We start from the raw sequence: 16,850 nt of genomic DNA, 5'->3' as shown, positions 1-16,850 counted from the left end.
CTTCCCATTCCGAACAGAGAAGTTAAGCCCGCCAGAGCCGATGGTATTGCCGTAACAGGTGGGAGAGTAGGTCGGTGCCTAATTTTATAGAGAGGCCCGCTGTCAACAGACAGCGGGCTTTCTGTTTTTATGGACATTGGGGAAGCGGTAAGGGAGCAGGCAGGTCCGGTGCACGGCAGCGGGCGGATGCGATCCGCCCTTACGGAATGGGGGACTTTCAGGCGGAACGGCGGTCCTGGTCCATCCTCCCATCCCGTCGGGTGAGCGGAGTCGAACTCCCATCCTGGTCCCTTCCCAGATCTTGGCCAATCCTCCCATCCCATCCATCCTGGTTCAAACACCAACCTTCCTTTCCCTCCAACCCCATTCCTAATAATATCAAATCACAGATAGTTAAAATCGAATTAGTTCATTTGAAATTTTATTCGCATTTTTATTGTACTATAATTTTAACCAAGTGTAAATTGTGAAATAGGAATCATCTAATATATGCTCTAATACCAGTTAACTTTATTAAAATCTTACTTAAACCTGCGTATTAATATGATCTGGCTTCCATTTTTTGGAACTAATTTCGTTTTTCGCTATTACAATCAATCTATATTTATCATTGGTAATGAAAAGAACATTTAATTTATTTTTTCTCCTTCCATTAATGTTGGGCTTCCCCAATTTTAATGAGAACCCTAAACTACCTCAAACTCAAAACAATTTTTCTTATCAGTACCGTATTCAGAAAGGACAGGATACTTTAAAAACAATGTCTGGTGCGCCATCCGATTTGATCATGACCGAATTTACCGGTCCGGATTTAACGCCTTCACCTGCTTGTCTTGCCGTAGCTCCTACGGGTGAGGTCTATGTTGGTGTGGATATGATCGGGTCTCTGGGCAAGGATATGGGCAAAGGCTTTATCCGTCGCTTTGTCGATTCAGATAATAACGGCAGCATGGACAAGCATACAGATTTTGCCCGCGTGGATAACCCAAGGGGAATCTTTGTCCTAGGTGACCAAGTATTTGTGCTGCACACAACCTTTGATTCTAAATCAGGGATTGCAACAGGTATGGACCTAGTGGTTTTTGAAGACAAGAATCATGATGGTGTGGCCGATGGTGATCCTAAAGTACTGATCAATGGCTTAAGTAATGCCAAATATATTCAAGAGCGTGGTACGGACCATGCTACCAATGGGATTAGGATGGGAATCGACGGCTGGATCTATATCGCAGTTGGAGATTTTGGATTCCATAATGCTACAGGTGCAGATGGCAAGAAATTGACCAACCTGGGTGGTGGTGTATTGAGGGTTCGCCCTGATGGTACCGAAATGGAACTCTATACCCATGGATTGCGTAATATCTATGATGTGGCAATCGATCCGTATATGAATATCTTCACCAGGGATAACACCAATGATGGTGGCGGATGGGATATCCGTTTTTCGCATCAGATTCAATCTGGTGAGTATGGATACCCTTTATTGTTCCAAAACTTTACCGAAGAGATCATTCCTGCACTTGCCATGTTAGGTGGTGGATCGGGTACAGGTTCCTTGTACATGGACGAGGATACATGGCCTGAAAAATATAATAAGGTTCCGATGATGGCAGACTGGGGAAGAAACTTCCTATATATGCACCATGTAACGCCAGATGGACCAAGTTTCAAACAGAAAGAAGAAGAATTTATCAAATTGCCTCAAATCACCGATGTGGATGTGGATGGTTCGGGTAGATTATATTTATCAGCTTGGGATGGTGCTGGTTATTCCGGTAATCCCGATAAAGGCTATATCGTTCGCGTGGTACCTCAAGGCTGGTCTTATAAGGCATTTCCTGAAATCAAGAATGCCTCAGTAGCTGATTTAAAGGGGCTGTTGAAATCGGGTAGTTCTACGACTCGATTGTATGCTTCTCAGGAATTAGTTGCTAGAGCTTCAGATGAGGCTGCTGCAGCGGCATTGGAAACTGCTCAAGACAAGAATTTGCCATTGAGTACCCGAGTGGCTGGTATCTATACCTATGCGCAGATCGCTAAGGGCAAAGGGGTTTCGGCTCTATTGGATCTTGGTAAAGAACCAGCTGTACGTGAATTTGCCTACCGTGCCTTGACCGATCGTTTGGCTACAGTTGACCAAGTGCCTACCGATCCATTTGTGGAAGGTCTGAAAGATCCATCAGTGCGCGTTCAAGCGGTTTCGGCTGTTTCATTAGGTAGATTGGGTCGTCCGGAAGTAGCTAATTCATTGCTCCAAGTGGCTGTGCCAGCATCGTTTGTGGCGCCGGCTAAAGGTAAGGAAGGACCACATGATGTCCCTAATTCAGCCTTAATCGTTCCTCATTTGGCAGTAAAGGCATTGGTTCGCCTAAATGCTGTAAATCCTGCCGTTGGCTTTTTGAGTACCGAAAGTCCTGATCTAGCTTTATGGACTTTGCGCTATATGCATGATCCAAGAGCTGTGGATGGATTGATCGCGGCATATGGAAAGACCAAGGATCAGAAATTGAAAGAAAAGATCTTGGTTACCCTTGCCCGTTTATATAAGAAAGAAGCTGATTATGATGCGTCTTGGTGGTGGGGAACTCGTCCAGATTCACATGGTCCATACTATAAGGCCATTGATTGGGCGTCTTCGCCTGTGATCGAGAAATTCTTGGTTGCTGAAGGAGCAAAAAGTGGTACTGCGAAGAAGCAATATTTTGCTGATCTGAACGAAAAATTCAGGATGGAGATTGCTGCATTTGATGTGGCGGAACCAAAAGCTTTAGCTGAGAAACAGCCAGCTGAGAAAAAAGTCGATTTAGAGAAAATCAAGAACCAAAAAGGACAAGTAGGTAAGACTTCTATTGAGGAAGTAATGATAGCATTGCGTAAAGTAAAAGGAGATCCTACAAAAGGAAAAGCTTTGTTTAATAAGCAAGGTTGCCATGCTTGCCACAGTATCAATAAAGGTGAGGCCATGAAAGGACCGTTTATGGGTCAGATTGGTGGTATCATGAACCGTGAGCAGATCGCAGAATCAATCTTGAGACCAAATGCTTCCATTTCCCAAGGATTCTCCACTGTCCTGGTAACGACTAAGGATAAAAAGAATTTCATGGGATTTGTAACGCAAGAAACGGCAAGCAAGCTGGTGTTGAGGGATATTGCAGGGAATGTAAATACGATCAACAAAAGCAATGTGGCTAGCAGAAAAGAAATGCCTACCTCAATGATGCCGGCAGGTTTGGCCAATTCATTGACAATGGAAGAATTTGCTTCATTGGTGTCATTCCTAGAAAGACAGAAATAGTGGTTTATCAATACTCAATCAATAAAAGCTGCGCAAATGCGTGGCTTTTTTGTTGTGTGCCCAGCTTGGGCAATTACTGTTGAGAGGAAGTCGAACACGACCTAGCATTGGAATTGTTAGAATATGGCAAGGGTATCATACTTTAGGGGGAACTGAAGGAATCCCTCGGCAAATCTACGGACTGATGAAAAGGAATTACATATAAGGCCGGACGTAGGTTGATTAGGTTACAACACAAACCGAAGGCCTCCATTGCATGAAAAGAGCAGGACCAGTAACCTGCGCAGAGCAAACTATTAGTTTTCAGCCACTACTAATCAAGGAATGTCTGGCAGATATAAAAAGTCAGTGGGAAACGCTTGATGCGCATACGCTCTGAAATATGTATGCTGACTACCAAACCAGCCCTATTCACAGCCAAGAATTCTTACCTGGATTGGTTTGGTCATTAAAGGTTTGGTTGACTACTTTACCATTTCCAAACAAAATCGGACATATAGGAGCTTGAACATAAAGCATCGATTACGTGTGATTCTGTGGAACCTTGGAAAACAACGGACAGCCGATTACGGCAGCTGTTAAGGTTAGGTACCAAAAACCAACTAGCATATCAGCATACCAACACCCGATAGTCCTATAGTCGGCCGGGACAAGCGCTAACCTTCAAATAACCCTAACCAACAGCTATTTTCTGAAGATCGATTATCTAGGTCTTTTGCGTACAATTACTATTGGAGAACCACTCATCAAAAAAAGTTATTTTGCAAACAGCTTTATAAAGAGAGGTACATAAAGTGGTTTGAGAGTCCAGTAAGGGAGTTAATCCCTTATGTCCTACTCTAGATTAATATTTCGCTTGTTGTTTTTTTTATTTTTTTATCAAATTTCCATTGTTTAGTTTGTTTTTTTGTTCCATTAGGCGTTTTTTTTTAAAACTAATCTAACCGGAAGTTTTTTTTGTGATATTGATGGTTTGTTTTTGGTTTAAATTCTCTTTGGTCCTTATTTGTGATGAATGAATGCTTTTTTTTTGTTTTCACTGTAATATTTGTAATAAAATTTGACAATAACAACTGGTTTGCAATCTGTTGCGTATAAAAAGAAGGAAAATTTGAATTTCTGATTGACAATTATGTCCTAAAACCATGTTTTATTATTTTTTCGTTTAAAAAATTTTAAAATTTAAAATAAATTTTTGTAACATTGATATATAAATCATTTGATAACAATTAAAATGATATGTTTTAATTGTTTTTGTTTTCAAGTTTTCAATATTAGCATATCTCTGGTCTTAATTTGTGTCATTTTGGTTGAGTATTAAAAGATTTTGTCCTAAAAAAAGACTTAACCCTTAATAAAAACAGATTATGACTAAAATATTTCTATCAATTGCAGCATTATTCACTATAAATTTGGTTTTTTGTCAAGATACCGACGCTCTACAGATAAGCGGATATGCTGATGCATATTGGAAATATGATTTTTCCAGACAAGAGAATATTAAAACCTATTTTGCTAACGATCAGAATTCCATTTCATTGGGGATGATCGGAATCGGACTGAAGAAAGCGCTTGGTAAAGCCTCTTTTGTTGGAGAGGTAGCATTTGGGCCGCGCGGACAATATCTAAGTATTGCAAATGGAGATGGGAACGAAGCGAATTCTTCGAATTCCTTTCATATCCAGAATTTATATGCAAGCTACAGTTTTACCGAGCAGTTCAGTATGACTGCTGGGTTTATGGGGACCTTCGTCGGTTACGAAGTGATTTCGCCGGCCTCCAATTTCCATTATTCGACTTCTTACCTTTTTGGAGCTGGTCCTTTTCAAAATGCGGGAATAAAGGCAAATTATGAGTTTTCTGAAAAGGTATCCGCTATGGTAGGTTTATTTAATGATTGGAATGTGTATAGGGATCTAAACGGGGTATCCCATTTCGGGGCGCAGTTGAATGTTAATCCCATAGAGGGATTATCAGCTTATGTCAACTTCCTTACAGGAAGTTCTGATGGAGGTAAAGAGAGTTACAGCTCAGGAACATTGATAGATCTTGTTGCCATCTATTCGGTCTCTGATAAATTTGACCTTGCATTAAATGCTGCCGATTATTCATTTAGGAAAGGTGGCGGTTATCAGGGAGTTGCCCTGTATCCTAAATATAATGTCACTGAAAATATCGCCGTAGGGATAAGGGGAGAATATTTTAAGGATAAGGATATTGAAGGTGTAACTCGAGGTTCTGTGACTTCGTTTACCTTATCCGGCCAGTTTAGGCATAAGGGATTCACTTTGATACCCGAGCTTCGATTGGATAATGACGATGCCTCAGGATTCTTGAAATCGGACGGAATTAGTCCCAGCAAACAAGCATCACAGGCATCGATTGCCTTTGTATATGCCTTTTAAACACGAATAGAATATAATAAATAATTGATTCCATAAACAAAGAGTCCCAGGCCTTGCGTGGAACTCTCTTGTTGTTTATTCTGTTTTTTCCTTTTGCGCCCTTAACTCCAGGAGTTCTTTTTGCAATGTTTCGATTTGGGCCTGTTGTTCTTGTATGGCTGCAACAAGAAGAGGTATTAGCGCGGTTTTATCAACCTCGGCCACCTTATTAACTTTGCTTGAATTCTTACCCGTACTAGTAATGTACGCGTCCGTTTTGATAATTACTTGGCTATTAGCGCTTAGTTTGGGAGTTAAGAAGCCAAGTTGATTGCCTGTCGGTAATCGATTTCCCAGTCCCCTTGCCTTATTACTGTCGTAATGAAAGCTGATAGGTTCAAGCTGTTTGATTGTGCTTAGACCGTGGGTAACCTTGCTGATATTGGTTTTTAACTCGTCGGGATTGATTTGTTGCGCTTTAACTATGTTTGCTGAAAACAGTGAAGTAAGTGCGAAACCTGATACAATGAATATGATTGATTTCATGATTGTTAAATAATAAAATTTATGGATAAAGACACCTTCAAATTGATGGGTGTCCTAGGGGGATCTGGGAACGGCGGATTTATGTAGGCTCGTTAGGAGGTGGATAGTGGCGAAAATGGGATATAATGGGCAGTCTCTCGGTAGGATTGGGAAACAGGACACTGAGAGCCTGAATTGGGATATGGAAATCCACTTCTTTTAAGGGGAAAAAATCATCCTCAATGTATTTTTTTAAGCATTCATCCTCTTCTGTCGGCTGATCCACAAGTTCAAAATGATCCAAGTTTTGATTTTGTTCAAAATAAGAATGCACCCCCAAGAAAATCAAGGAGGTCAGCATTATAAAGCTAATAAATTGTACAAATAATCTATTTTTCATCAGAAGGTGAAAGCATGAGGATCTGATACAAAAATAAGTAAATATTATTAAGATTTGTTAAAAAAAAATATGTTAAGTGCTGGTTTGTAGTTTGTTACATGTTCTTTTATTTATGTGTTTTGATTCAAACAAATGTGCTTTCTGATGAAAAAATGCCCAAAATCCGCCCCGGTTTTTGAAAATAGTCCTGCAAGAAGTTGAATCCTAGATTTTCTGTACAATATGGGAAAACGTTCTGGATGAATTTCCAGTACTTTGATGGCAGAGGTATTCATGTTCATGCAGTTTACTCCTATTCAATCAAACTCCTGTCGGATGAGCCAAGATATTGGATAGTTATGTTTTGAATTTTTGAGAATTTTGGTGAGAAGGGTATGGATGTCTACATAAATCCATGAATTTCTTGAATTTAATCCTCTTCTTCGTAAAATTCTATCAATGATGAGATATACGTATCATCCCATCCGTCAACTATGTCATCAAATGCCTCGTCGGGAATGTTGCATTGCCTTACCTCTAATGAAGTTCCCTTTTTATGTTCATGGAGCTTAAGGGTCACGATTGAAGGTTCGTTCTGCTCACCGAAATACCATTCCTGGACTATTTTTCCGAACTCTTCCAGTTCCAAGAACTTTCCTTGTATGGCCCCGTCCCACATGGAAAACTCTCCATTAGGCACTGGATCGATTTCTACAAGGTCGCCGGTCCATAATCTGATGGTTATTTCAGTCGTCAATGCTCTGTAAAGTTCCTCAGGTGTAGCAGGTATGATATAATATTTTTTAAATTCTTTCATTCTAAATATTAAAGGAAAAAAATAATTCCTGTAAATTTACATAGATTTATTAGTAATATATGAGTAATATTCTCCCCAATTCCCTAATTAAAAGACTGGGTATAGATCCACTTTTTGACGAAGAAGCCTTTAAAGCAGCCCATGAAAGCGGAGAAAAACTCACCTCCATACGCCTAAATCCAAAAAAACCAACAGAATTAGACTTTGAACTTGCCGACCGGATCCAGTGGTGTGAAAATGGGTATTATCTGAATGATCGTCCAAAATTTACCTTAGATCCCTTATTTCACGCGGGCTGTTATTATGTGCAGGAAGCATCATCTATGTTTGTCAGTTATATTTTGAAGGAACTAAAGCTTAGGGAAAGGGATATCAAGGCCTTAGATCTATGTGCAGCTCCAGGAGGGAAATCTACCTTGATCAATGATCAGATAAGTCCAAATAGCTTATTGGTATCAAATGAAATCATTAAGAGCAGATCCATAATTCTTCAGGAAAACTTGATGCGCTGGGGATACCCAAATGTCGTGGTGACGAATAATGATCCCACTGCTTTCCGGAGATTGCCTGGATTTTTTGACCTATTGGTCGTAGATGCGCCATGTTCGGGTTCAGGGATGTTCCGTAAGGACGAAGATAGTATTGATGCGTGGTCTGAAGCGAACGTAAAGCTTTGCAGTGAAAGGCAACAACGCATCCTGTCGGAAGTAATATCCTGCTTGAGCAGCCATGGATACCTGCTGTATTCCACTTGCTCGTATTCTTCGGAGGAGAATGAGGATATTTTGGATTGGCTGATCGAAGAGTATAATCTAGATAGCATCGAAGTTCCGATTGATCAATCTTGGGGAATAGAAGTTACAAAATCTGAGAGGGCCAAAGCCACAGGTTACCGATTCTATCCGCATAAAACCAAAGGAGAAGGGTTTTTCATAGGGATCCTTCAAGTCAAGAATATTCAGCCTACTTTTTCGACCAAAAAAATGAAACTGGAGAAGTCTCCAATTGCTAAAGACTGCCTGCAAGGTTGGATAGAAAATAACAAGGGGCTTTCCACACTATTGCATAACGATAATGTCCACATATTTCCCCAGGATCTAGAAGCAAGCATAAAGGCCCTGCAGCAGGTATTATACCTGAAAAATGCTGGAACGATGGTCGGGAAATGGCTTGGAAAGGAACTTGTTCCATCCCATGATCTGGCTTTGAGTGTTTACAGAGATAAAAATCTATCTGCTGTGGAACTCACTTTAGCTGATGCCCAGGATTTTTTGAGAAAGGAGCAGTTGGATCTGGAATTATTCACTGGTATGGAAAAAGGCTGGTGTTTGGTCAATTATGAAGGTGTTTCTTTAGGTTGGGTGAAGGTTTTGGGAAACCGGATCAATAACTACTATCCAAAGGAGGTAAGGATAGCGAATCTATAATTTATCGATTCTGGTATTCCAGGATCAAAGTGCAAATGTCCTTTGCCACTTCTTCTTTACTCTTTATATCAAAGGACAAGATCTCTTCTTTTTTATTGATGACCGTTATCTTATTGGTGTCATGAGCAAAACCGGCTCCTTTGTCCTGCATGGAATTGAGCACGATAAAATCCAGATTTTTTCTCTTTAGCTTATCGATCGCATTTTCTAGCTCATTATTGGTTTCTAGGGCAAATCCAACCAGTGTTTGCTGTTCTTTCTTTTTTGCACCCAGAGTAGCTAGTATATCCGTGGTTTTCTGAAGTGAAATGCTGAAATCTTCCGTCTTTTTCTTGATCTTCTGAGCGGCAACTTCCGTTGGGGCATAATCAGCAACGGCAGCACTCATGACGGTAATGTCTGCTTGCTCAAAATAGTTGTTGCATTCATTAAGCATCTCAGCTGCAGACTGTACATTGATCCTTTTTACGCCTTCTGGCGTGCTTAATGCGGTTGGTCCGCTGATTAAGGTTACTTCAGCACCAAGTTTGCTGAGCTCCCTTGCAATGGCATAACCCATTTTTCCACTGGAATGATTGCCAATGAAACGAACAGGATCGATAGCCTCGTAGGTTGGACCTGCGGAGACTAGTGCTTTCTTCCCGGAAAGAGGTTTATTGGATTCGAAATGTTCCTGGATGAACTGGAAGATTTCTTCAGGTTCTGCCAACCGGCCCTCGCCAACAAGTCCGCTTGCCAATTCTCCTTTACCCGGAGGAATGATCACATTCCCGTAGGATTGTAGCAGCTGGATGTTGTTTTTGACAGAAGGGTGGACCCACATATCCAAATCCATTGCTGGAGCCAAGAAAACCTCACTCTTTGCAGAGAGATAGACTGCTTGTAAGAGGTTGTCACAGATCCCTTGGGCACATTTTGCCAAGGTATTGGCTGTGGCCGGAGCAATTAAGATCAGGTCTGCCGATTGGGAAATATGGACATGGTTATTCCATTCCCCTGTTTTTTTGTCGAAATAATCGACGAAAACGGGTTTGTTGGAAAGGGTAGAAAGAGTAAGCGGAGTAATGAATTGAGTCGCTTCCTGGGTCATGATAACCTGAACGGAGGCTTCTGCTTTTCTCAGTAATCTTACCAATGTTGCAATCTTATAAGCGGCGATGCTGCCGCTTATACCAATTACAATATGTTTGTCTCTTAAAGACATGGTAAATATCTTACTCTTGTTCTTTTGTAGGGTTTCTGAAGTATACTTTCTCGTGCAAGAACTCGTCTATAGCTACTAAAGTTGGTTTTGGCAATCTTTCGTAGTGCTTAGAGATTTCAATTTGCTCACGATTTTCGAACACTTCCTCTAAGTTGTCATTGCTGCTAGCAAATTCTGACAACTTTTGGTTTAACTCCTCTTTCATATCTACAGCGATCTGATTAGCACGCTTGCTGATGACAACGATAGATTCGTATAAGTTATCAGTAGTTTGGTCTAACTCTCTTAAATCGCGAGTTACTGTTGAATTTGGAACTGTATTTTTATTCTGGTTCATATATAAATAAAAATGGATGTACTAAAGATTATTGTTGATTGTTGTTCTCGTTTTCGATTGGAATACCATTCGGGGTGGAAATGCCTAGATCTTCCTCACGTTGTTTTCTTAGCTTTTCGTCATTAGCCATGATTTTCAAGGCAGAAGCAATCTTTCTGTCTGCACTTCCGCGAAGGCCATTCAGCTCATTGCTGTATTTGCTTTCTGGGTAATGCTCAATAAAACTGTCGTAGTAATCAATCATCTGATTGAACCTTTCTTCTTGACGGTGTGGGTAAGAATTATCGGCGAATAAGTATTGCGATTTTACTAATAGATATTCGATGTCTTCCGCATGCTTCGTGTCTGGATATACTTTCAATACATTCTCCAAGGCGATTACTGCTGCACGGTAATCATCTGGCAAGCCCATGTTGTAGTACAACTTGGCGTTGTCAAATGCTTTTTTCTCTAATTTATCACGAAGGTTTTGGATCAGATCTCCTGCTTCTTTTGACCTTTCGGACTCCGGGTACAAATTCACGAACAATTGAAGTTGATCAATTGCCTTACGGGTATTGTCTTGGTCTAAATTTGAACGTGGAGAATCCAGGTAATAACAATAGGCAGACATAAACCTACACTCCTCAGCTCTAGGGCTGTTGGGATAATTATCTGCAAAGTTTTTAAAGTGAAATCTTGCTGAGATATAATCTTTCAATCGATAAGCAGCAAAGGCAGTGTAATAGTTTAGATCCTCGGCATCTGCTGTACCGCGGTACTTTGCCAACAGATCTTGAAATAAGGTTAAGGCCTTGGAGTACTTCTCTTTTTCGTAGTACTTTACAGCCTCCTGATACTTCATTTGTACGTTATTGCTTGCGCGTAGTTTTTCGAATTTACTCTTACAACTACCCAAGCCCAATAAAAGAAACAAGCCGACAATTAGGCTAAATACATGATTCTTTAAAAACATCCCACAAAGATACGTGAATTAATACTAATTTTCAATTATTTAATGATACGCGAAAATACTCGATTTCGATTAGGTAATCCTTGGATAAACTTGGTTTTAACAAACTTTAACTTAAAGCCGCTGATTTTGCTGATATTGAACGTATTGAGGCTAATTTCGGGGGTTTTTCTTAAGTCAAATGAATGTTGAATTAGTATCAGCTATGTCACAAATGAATAAAATAATAACTATATTTACGTTTAATATATTTTATCAGGATTTAAAATGACCTTATTTGAGAGAGTAGAGCAAGCATTGGATTCCATCAGACCTTATTTACAGACTGATGGTGGTAACGTTTCTATTGAGGAAATTACGCCGGACAACGTTGTGAAGCTTAAACTGTTGGGGACTTGCGCAAATTGCTCCATGAGTATCATGACTTTTAAGGCAGGTTTAGAACAAGCGATTAAAAAGGCTGTTCCGGAGATTGCAGCCGTCGAAGCGATCAATATTACGGATATGGATGATCCCAATGCGATAAACCCCAACCAATTGTAATGAAAATATTAGATACTGTTAACACTATTTAACAGCATCTTACGTATGATTTTCCCTAGTTTTGTTGCTAAATGAAATTCCTACAAAAATATATCTTGCTTGCTATACTATCGGCATTTGTTTTGAGCCTCCAAGCTCAGAACAAAAAAATAGTACAGGTTTCTGGGTATATTTTAGCCGAGGGGACTGATATCGCCGTTCCTTTTGTGACAATACGAAATGAAAGTTATGGCAATGATGGCTATTCGGCAAATCATGAAGGGTACTTCTCCTTTGTAGGGCATACCGGTGATGAGATCGTGTTTTCTTCCATCGGATATCGCTCTGTGCGAATTACCATTCCTGATGTGGATGGGGATAAATATACCGCCAAAATTGAATTGACCCCTACCGTAGAGGAACTGCCGATGGTAACCGTTGGCCCTCCATTGCCTTGGGCAAGTATCGAAGAATTTAATATGGAGTTTCTGGCCCTTGATATCAGTGGTGATGATGTAATGACCGCCAAAAGGAACCTTTCTCCTCAAGCTTTGGCTTCCCTTTCCAAGATTGTGCCAAGGAGTGCTGAAGAAATCCAGACCTATAATAACTTTCAAAGGCATATCAATATGTCCAATAAAGCCATTAACCAAAATATGGCTAATCCGCTGTTGAATCCATTCGCTTGGGGTCAATTGATCAACCAGATCAAGCGTGGAGATTATAGTAGACAGCGTCTGAAATACTAAATTCTAATTGGATTCTAGAGCGCCGCGCTTATTGATACCTCTAATGTTTAGCCGAGAAGCCATATAGGATACTAGGGTTGAAACCGCCATCACCGTAATAAAGATCAACACCAAATCCATATAACGGATGTCTACAGGGTAGGCGTCAAATAATGATCCCTCGCTGGTGCTTACAAATCCGAAATGGTCTTGTAGCAAACAAAACATTAATCCCAAGAATGCGCCCGTAACGCTCCCTATCAATGCAATGAGGATACCTTGGTAATAGAAGATGTTCTGGATGAGGTTATTGCTAGCGCCTAAGCTATTTAATACCACCATGTCCTGTTTCTTGTCGATCACCAACATGGTCAGGGATCCGATGATATTGAATATAGCGATTATGCCTATGATCGTGACGATAAAGAACACGATCCATTTTTCGGACCTTACGGTTTTGTAAAGGGTAGGGTTCTGCTGTTCCCTGTTTTTTACTTGAAAATCCTTTCCCAATAATGCCTGGATTTCTTTTTGTAAGCTCGTGGAGTTGTCGTTTTTGCCATATAGTTCGATCGCTGATATGCCTTCATGCTCATTCAAGAGATCTTTTGCAAAGTCTATGGGTACAATGATCAGATCCTCGAAACCTGGTTGGTACCCTAGGATTGCATTTGGTTTAATTGCCCTCGTTCTGATATCCTCTAGGGGGTTGATGTTATTCGGTGAAGCTTTTTTGTCGGGAATATTGAGAAAAATCTGGTTTTCTACACCTTGTAAGGGAACTTGGAGGTTTGCCTGTACTGTAGTGCCCAAGATGGCATAGTTGGCACTGTCTTCCTTCACTTCTAGCTTTCCCTCCAAAAGCATGTCTTCATTGGCGATTTGATGGAGGCTATTAGGTTCAATGCCCTTTAAACGACCGATGAACTGTTGCTGGTTATATTCTGCGAGGACCTTGTCCTCTAATACTTCGCTATATGAGGATATTTCTGGCAATTCGCGAAGTTTTTTAAAGGCCTCGCTATTTGTGGAGAACACCTTTCCTGAAGATGGTTCTATTCTGTATTCTGGTGAAAAAGTACTGTATTGTGAAAGGATAAAACGTTCCAATCCATTGTAAAAGGATAAAACTATCACCAAAGCAGCCGTGCTGACCAATACCCCGATCATGCTGATCGATGAAATAATGTTGATCGCATTTACCGACTTTTTCGAAAAAAGATACCGTTTTGCAAAGAATATTGGGAGCTTCATTTTTTTAGGCCCTGATAAATGGATTCGACTTTTTTTCTTCTCCTACAGTGGTACTTGGTCCATGACCAGGATATACGACCGTTTCCTCCGGCAGTGTATATATTCTGCTGGCTATACTGTTCAAAAGTTGCTGATGGTTGCCTCCAGGAAGATCAGTGCGACCGATGCTGTTCTTGAAAAGTACATCTCCTCCGATCAAGAAGTTATGTTCTTTACTGTATAAACAAAGATGCGCCGGTGAATGACCGGGGGCTAAGATCAATGATAATTCCTCATCGCCAATTTTTATGGTATCATCCTCCTGTAAAAATGTTTCAGGGATGGGTGAGGGATCGTATCGGATCCCCATTTGCGGAGCATAGTTTTGAACCTGTATCACCAAGGGAAGCTCGCCTTCATGGAATTGGGGGATTAGGTCATAGGTCTCCGAAACAAACTTATTCCCTAGCACATGATCGATATGGCCATGGGTGTTGATAAGGTGGAGGGGTTTTAGGCCATTGTTTTCAATATAATCTTTCAGATGGTTTTCTTCTTGATAATTGTGCATTCCAGGATCTATTATGATACAGTTTTTGGCCTCATCATAGATTAAATAGGTATTTTCCTGGTATGGATTGAATACAAAAGTCTTGATATGTAGCATGTCCAAAAATAGGAAATATTTCTAAGCAATTGGGCTTTTCCTATTGATTCCAGATTTCCCAGTTTTTTTCTGCTTGCAAGACCAGCATTTCATAACCATTTTTGATGGCGGCCCCTCTTTCTTTCCCTTTTTTTAAGAATAAAGTTTCTTCAGGATTGTAAATAAGGTCATACAATAAATGATCACTTGAAATTGCTTCGTATGGAAGTGCAGGACATTCACCCGTCTTGGGGAACGTCCCCAAAGGGGTGCAATTAATTAATAGTGGAGAGTTCTGAACTAACTCTTCCGAAAGGTCATCGTAGGAAAGGTTGTATTGGGTCTTTGTCCTACTTACGATCCTATATTCGATGCCAAGTTTTTTCAAAGAATAAGCAACAGCTTTAGTAGCTCCTCCATTACCGAATATTAATGCTCTGTTATGATTGGGTTTCAATAGAGGTTCTAATGATTTTTCAAATCCGTGGGCATCCGTGTTGAAGCCTGTTAGTTTTATGCCGTCACTTTCGTGACGGATTTGAATGCAATTCACGGCACCAATTTCTCTTGCCTCCACTGAAAGGTCTGTCAAATAACGCATCACCTCCTGTTTATAGGGAATGGTGACATTTACGCCGTAAAACTCCGGGTTATCTTGGTAAAGGCTTGGGAATTCCTGGATAGTTGATAGAGGGTATAGATCATAATCAATGTTTTCTATACCCTCGATTCTGAATTTTTCTAAATAATATTTTTTGGAAAATGAATGGCCGAGTGGATAGCCTATTAATCCTAATTGCTTCATCGTCCTTCTGTATATTTTTTGATAATATCTACGATTACTTGGTTTCCCTGTAATTGTGGCAGGTATTCAAATAAAATGTAATGTTTCTCTGGATCAACGTTTAATGCGAGTTCCAAGAAACTTAATGCTTCTGTATATTTTCCTGCGGCGAACATATAAGCTACCATTCTATAATATAATGTTGCCTCATCCGGGTTACATTTGATCGCCTCTGAAATGACCTCAATAGCCTCCTCGAGCCTGGTTTGCTCAAACAGTAAAGAGGAATAATCCAACCAAGCTTCTGCATCGGTTGGGTTTAACTCCACAACCTTTGAATAAGCCTCTATAGATTGATCAAATTGTTTCAATTTATAGCGAGCGTCAGCAATCGCAAACCAATAATCTGGATTCTCATCGTCGATCTCTAATGCTTTCTTATAAAAATGCAGTGATTCGAAATATCGTTCTTCAAAATCCAGTGTAACCCCAATACCAAACCAGGCGTCACTTTGATTGCCGTCAAGTTTAACAGCCTTCTTGTAATATTGGCGTGCTTCATCCATCTGTTCTAACTTTTCATAGCATTCTCCAATTGCACAGTAAGTATCCGCATTTGGAGTTTCGTGCTCGAAGGTCTGTTTATAGACATCAATGGCTTCCGAATACCTGTCTAGGTTTACCAAGGCGTTACCTTTATTGAAATAAGCCGATGAAAAATTCTCATTGATCAAGATGGCATAATCATAAGCATCAATTGCAGCTCCAAAATCACCTAACTTGTGGTAAGCGTTACCTAGATTGTACCAAGCAGCATAGGAATATGGATCCGTATCGATATATTGGTTGTAGAACTGAATACTTTCTTGTTGTTGTTCCAATACATCATAGCAAAATGCTATTTCGTAGAGCGCATCCTGATTGTCTTTATTTGCTTGTAATGATTTTTTTAAATATGCAATGGCTTTTTCATAAGCCCCTTGAAGTTGGTATAGGCCCGCGATTTGATAATAGACCTCATCTTTAGCATCGCTAAGTTTCAAAGCCTTGAAGAAGTTTTCTTCGGCCAGCTGATGTTCCTGAAGGGCAGATAGGATTGTCCCTTTTATCAAATAGATGTCACCTTCGGACGGTTCCAGTAATTCCGCTTTACTTAATGCCTCCAATGCAGGTTCATACTGTAAAGTGGAAGCGAGAAGCTGAGCTTTCTTGATTATGAACGAGGTTTCGAAAGGGTGTTGGGCAGATGCAAATTCTATTCCTTGTAAAGCTTTTATTGGATCATTGTTGGTGATGTAATAGTCAATAATGCTTTCAAAGGCTTTTGCGTCAAAAAAGTACTGGTCTTCATTTCGAAGCATTTCCTCATAACGATCCACTGAAAATTTTTGTTCTTCCGGGGTTCCAAATTCAAAATCTTCTTCCATTATTCTCCTCCTTAAAATTTATTCGTACTCTCCAATTCCTAAATGAAAATACTATTTTTTGAACATTAGAATATGTAATTGTTTTCAACATATTCACATTTTAGACTGGGTTGGTCTGCAAATGTAAAGTTAATTAAGTAATTATATTGTAAATACTGTGTATAGCAACAAAAAAGCCAGCTAAACAGCT

General features: G+C 40.1%; 15 protein-coding genes. 5 read left to right on the top strand and 10 right to left on the bottom strand.

Annotation, left to right across the window (positions count from 1 at the left end; genetic code table 11):
- Positions 1–616: 616 nt before the first annotated feature.
- Positions 617–3,295 carry a hypothetical protein gene (locus ACK2WI_RS18465; RefSeq protein ID WP_409151917.1) on the top strand — a complete coding sequence of 893 codons (2,679 nt, stop codon included), beginning with the start codon at positions 617–619 and terminating at the stop codon, positions 3,293–3,295.
- 1,367 nt (positions 3,296–4,662) lie between these two features.
- Entirely contained in the window at positions 4,663–5,700 is a 1,038-nt protein-coding gene (locus ACK2WI_RS18460; protein WP_409151916.1) for an outer membrane beta-barrel protein, read from the top strand.
- A 75-nt stretch (positions 5,701–5,775) separates the two neighbouring features.
- Here the strand turns inward: ACK2WI_RS18460 and ACK2WI_RS18455 are convergent, their stop codons facing one another.
- The 3 genes from ACK2WI_RS18455 to ACK2WI_RS18445 all read right to left on the bottom strand — a co-directional run bounded on the left by ACK2WI_RS18455 (position 5,776) and on the right by ACK2WI_RS18445 (position 7,400).
- On the bottom strand, positions 5,776–6,225 hold the full coding sequence (locus ACK2WI_RS18455) for a tail fiber domain-containing protein (protein WP_093099658.1): 450 nt from the start codon (positions 6,223–6,225) through the stop codon (positions 5,776–5,778).
- Positions 6,226–6,304: 79 nt separating this feature from the next.
- Positions 6,305–6,604 (bottom strand): hypothetical protein, encoded by a 300-nt coding sequence (locus ACK2WI_RS18450; protein WP_409151915.1) that lies wholly within the window; start codon positions 6,602–6,604, stop codon positions 6,305–6,307.
- Positions 6,605–7,013: 409 nt separating this feature from the next.
- The gene (locus tag ACK2WI_RS18445; RefSeq protein ID WP_312697264.1) at positions 7,014–7,400 is read right to left on the bottom strand and encodes an SRPBCC domain-containing protein; all 387 of its coding nucleotides are present in this window, start codon (positions 7,398–7,400) and stop codon (positions 7,014–7,016) included.
- Positions 7,401–7,459: 59 nt separating this feature from the next.
- Between ACK2WI_RS18445 and ACK2WI_RS18440 the strand changes: the two genes are divergently transcribed.
- The gene (locus tag ACK2WI_RS18440) at positions 7,460–8,827 is read left to right on the top strand and encodes a methyltransferase RsmF C-terminal domain-like protein (protein ID WP_409151914.1); all 1,368 of its coding nucleotides are present in this window, start codon (positions 7,460–7,462) and stop codon (positions 8,825–8,827) included.
- A 1-nt stretch (position 8,828) separates the two neighbouring features.
- Here the strand turns inward: ACK2WI_RS18440 and coaBC are convergent, their stop codons facing one another.
- The 3 genes from coaBC to ACK2WI_RS18425 are packed head-to-tail and all read right to left on the bottom strand — an operon-like array spanning position 8,829 to position 11,323.
- Positions 8,829–10,031, bottom strand: a complete 1,203-nt coding sequence (gene coaBC, locus ACK2WI_RS18435) for a bifunctional phosphopantothenoylcysteine decarboxylase/phosphopantothenate--cysteine ligase CoaBC (protein ID WP_409151913.1) — start codon at positions 10,029–10,031, stop codon at positions 8,829–8,831.
- 10 nt (positions 10,032–10,041) lie between these two features.
- Positions 10,042–10,368 carry a DNA-directed RNA polymerase subunit omega gene (locus tag ACK2WI_RS18430; protein WP_093099651.1) on the bottom strand — a complete coding sequence of 109 codons (327 nt, stop codon included), beginning with the start codon at positions 10,366–10,368 and terminating at the stop codon, positions 10,042–10,044.
- A 28-nt stretch (positions 10,369–10,396) separates the two neighbouring features.
- Positions 10,397–11,323 (bottom strand): outer membrane protein assembly factor BamD, encoded by a 927-nt coding sequence (locus ACK2WI_RS18425; protein WP_093099649.1) that lies wholly within the window; start codon positions 11,321–11,323, stop codon positions 10,397–10,399.
- Positions 11,324–11,587: 264 nt separating this feature from the next.
- Between ACK2WI_RS18425 and ACK2WI_RS18420 the strand changes: the two genes are divergently transcribed.
- Positions 11,588–11,863 carry a NifU family protein gene (locus ACK2WI_RS18420; RefSeq protein WP_409151912.1) on the top strand — a complete coding sequence of 92 codons (276 nt, stop codon included), beginning with the start codon at positions 11,588–11,590 and terminating at the stop codon, positions 11,861–11,863.
- Positions 11,864–11,934: 71 nt separating this feature from the next.
- Positions 11,935–12,591 carry a hypothetical protein gene (locus ACK2WI_RS18415; protein ID WP_093099645.1) on the top strand — a complete coding sequence of 219 codons (657 nt, stop codon included), beginning with the start codon at positions 11,935–11,937 and terminating at the stop codon, positions 12,589–12,591.
- Positions 12,592–12,594: 3 nt separating this feature from the next.
- Here ACK2WI_RS18415 and ACK2WI_RS18410 read toward each other — a convergent pair whose 3' ends face one another.
- From ACK2WI_RS18410 to ACK2WI_RS18395, 4 genes are read right to left on the bottom strand one after another with little or no spacing between them, the layout of a single operon-like run.
- Positions 12,595–13,824, bottom strand: coding sequence for an ABC transporter permease (locus ACK2WI_RS18410; protein WP_409151911.1), 1,230 nt, complete (start codon positions 13,822–13,824; stop codon positions 12,595–12,597).
- A 4-nt stretch (positions 13,825–13,828) separates the two neighbouring features.
- The gene (locus ACK2WI_RS18405; protein ID WP_093099641.1) at positions 13,829–14,470 is read right to left on the bottom strand and encodes an MBL fold metallo-hydrolase; all 642 of its coding nucleotides are present in this window, start codon (positions 14,468–14,470) and stop codon (positions 13,829–13,831) included.
- A gap of 40 nt (positions 14,471–14,510) precedes the next feature.
- Positions 14,511–15,254, bottom strand: a complete 744-nt coding sequence (locus ACK2WI_RS18400) for a shikimate dehydrogenase family protein (RefSeq protein ID WP_409151910.1) — start codon at positions 15,252–15,254, stop codon at positions 14,511–14,513.
- Complete coding sequence (locus ACK2WI_RS18395; protein ID WP_409151909.1) at positions 15,251–16,660, bottom strand: tetratricopeptide repeat protein; 1,410 nt, start codon at positions 16,658–16,660, stop codon at positions 15,251–15,253. Before ACK2WI_RS18395 ends, ACK2WI_RS18400 begins: the two co-directional genes overlap by 4 nt.
- Between the last annotated feature and the right edge of the window lie 190 nt (positions 16,661–16,850).

This window comes from Sphingobacterium sp. BS-2 (genome assembly GCF_046161205.1).
Taxonomy (GTDB): Bacteria; Bacteroidota; Bacteroidia; order Sphingobacteriales; family Sphingobacteriaceae; genus Sphingobacterium; species Sphingobacterium mizutaii.
Note: the sequence above shows the minus strand (reverse complement) of the source record. Positions and strands in the feature narration are given on the sequence as shown.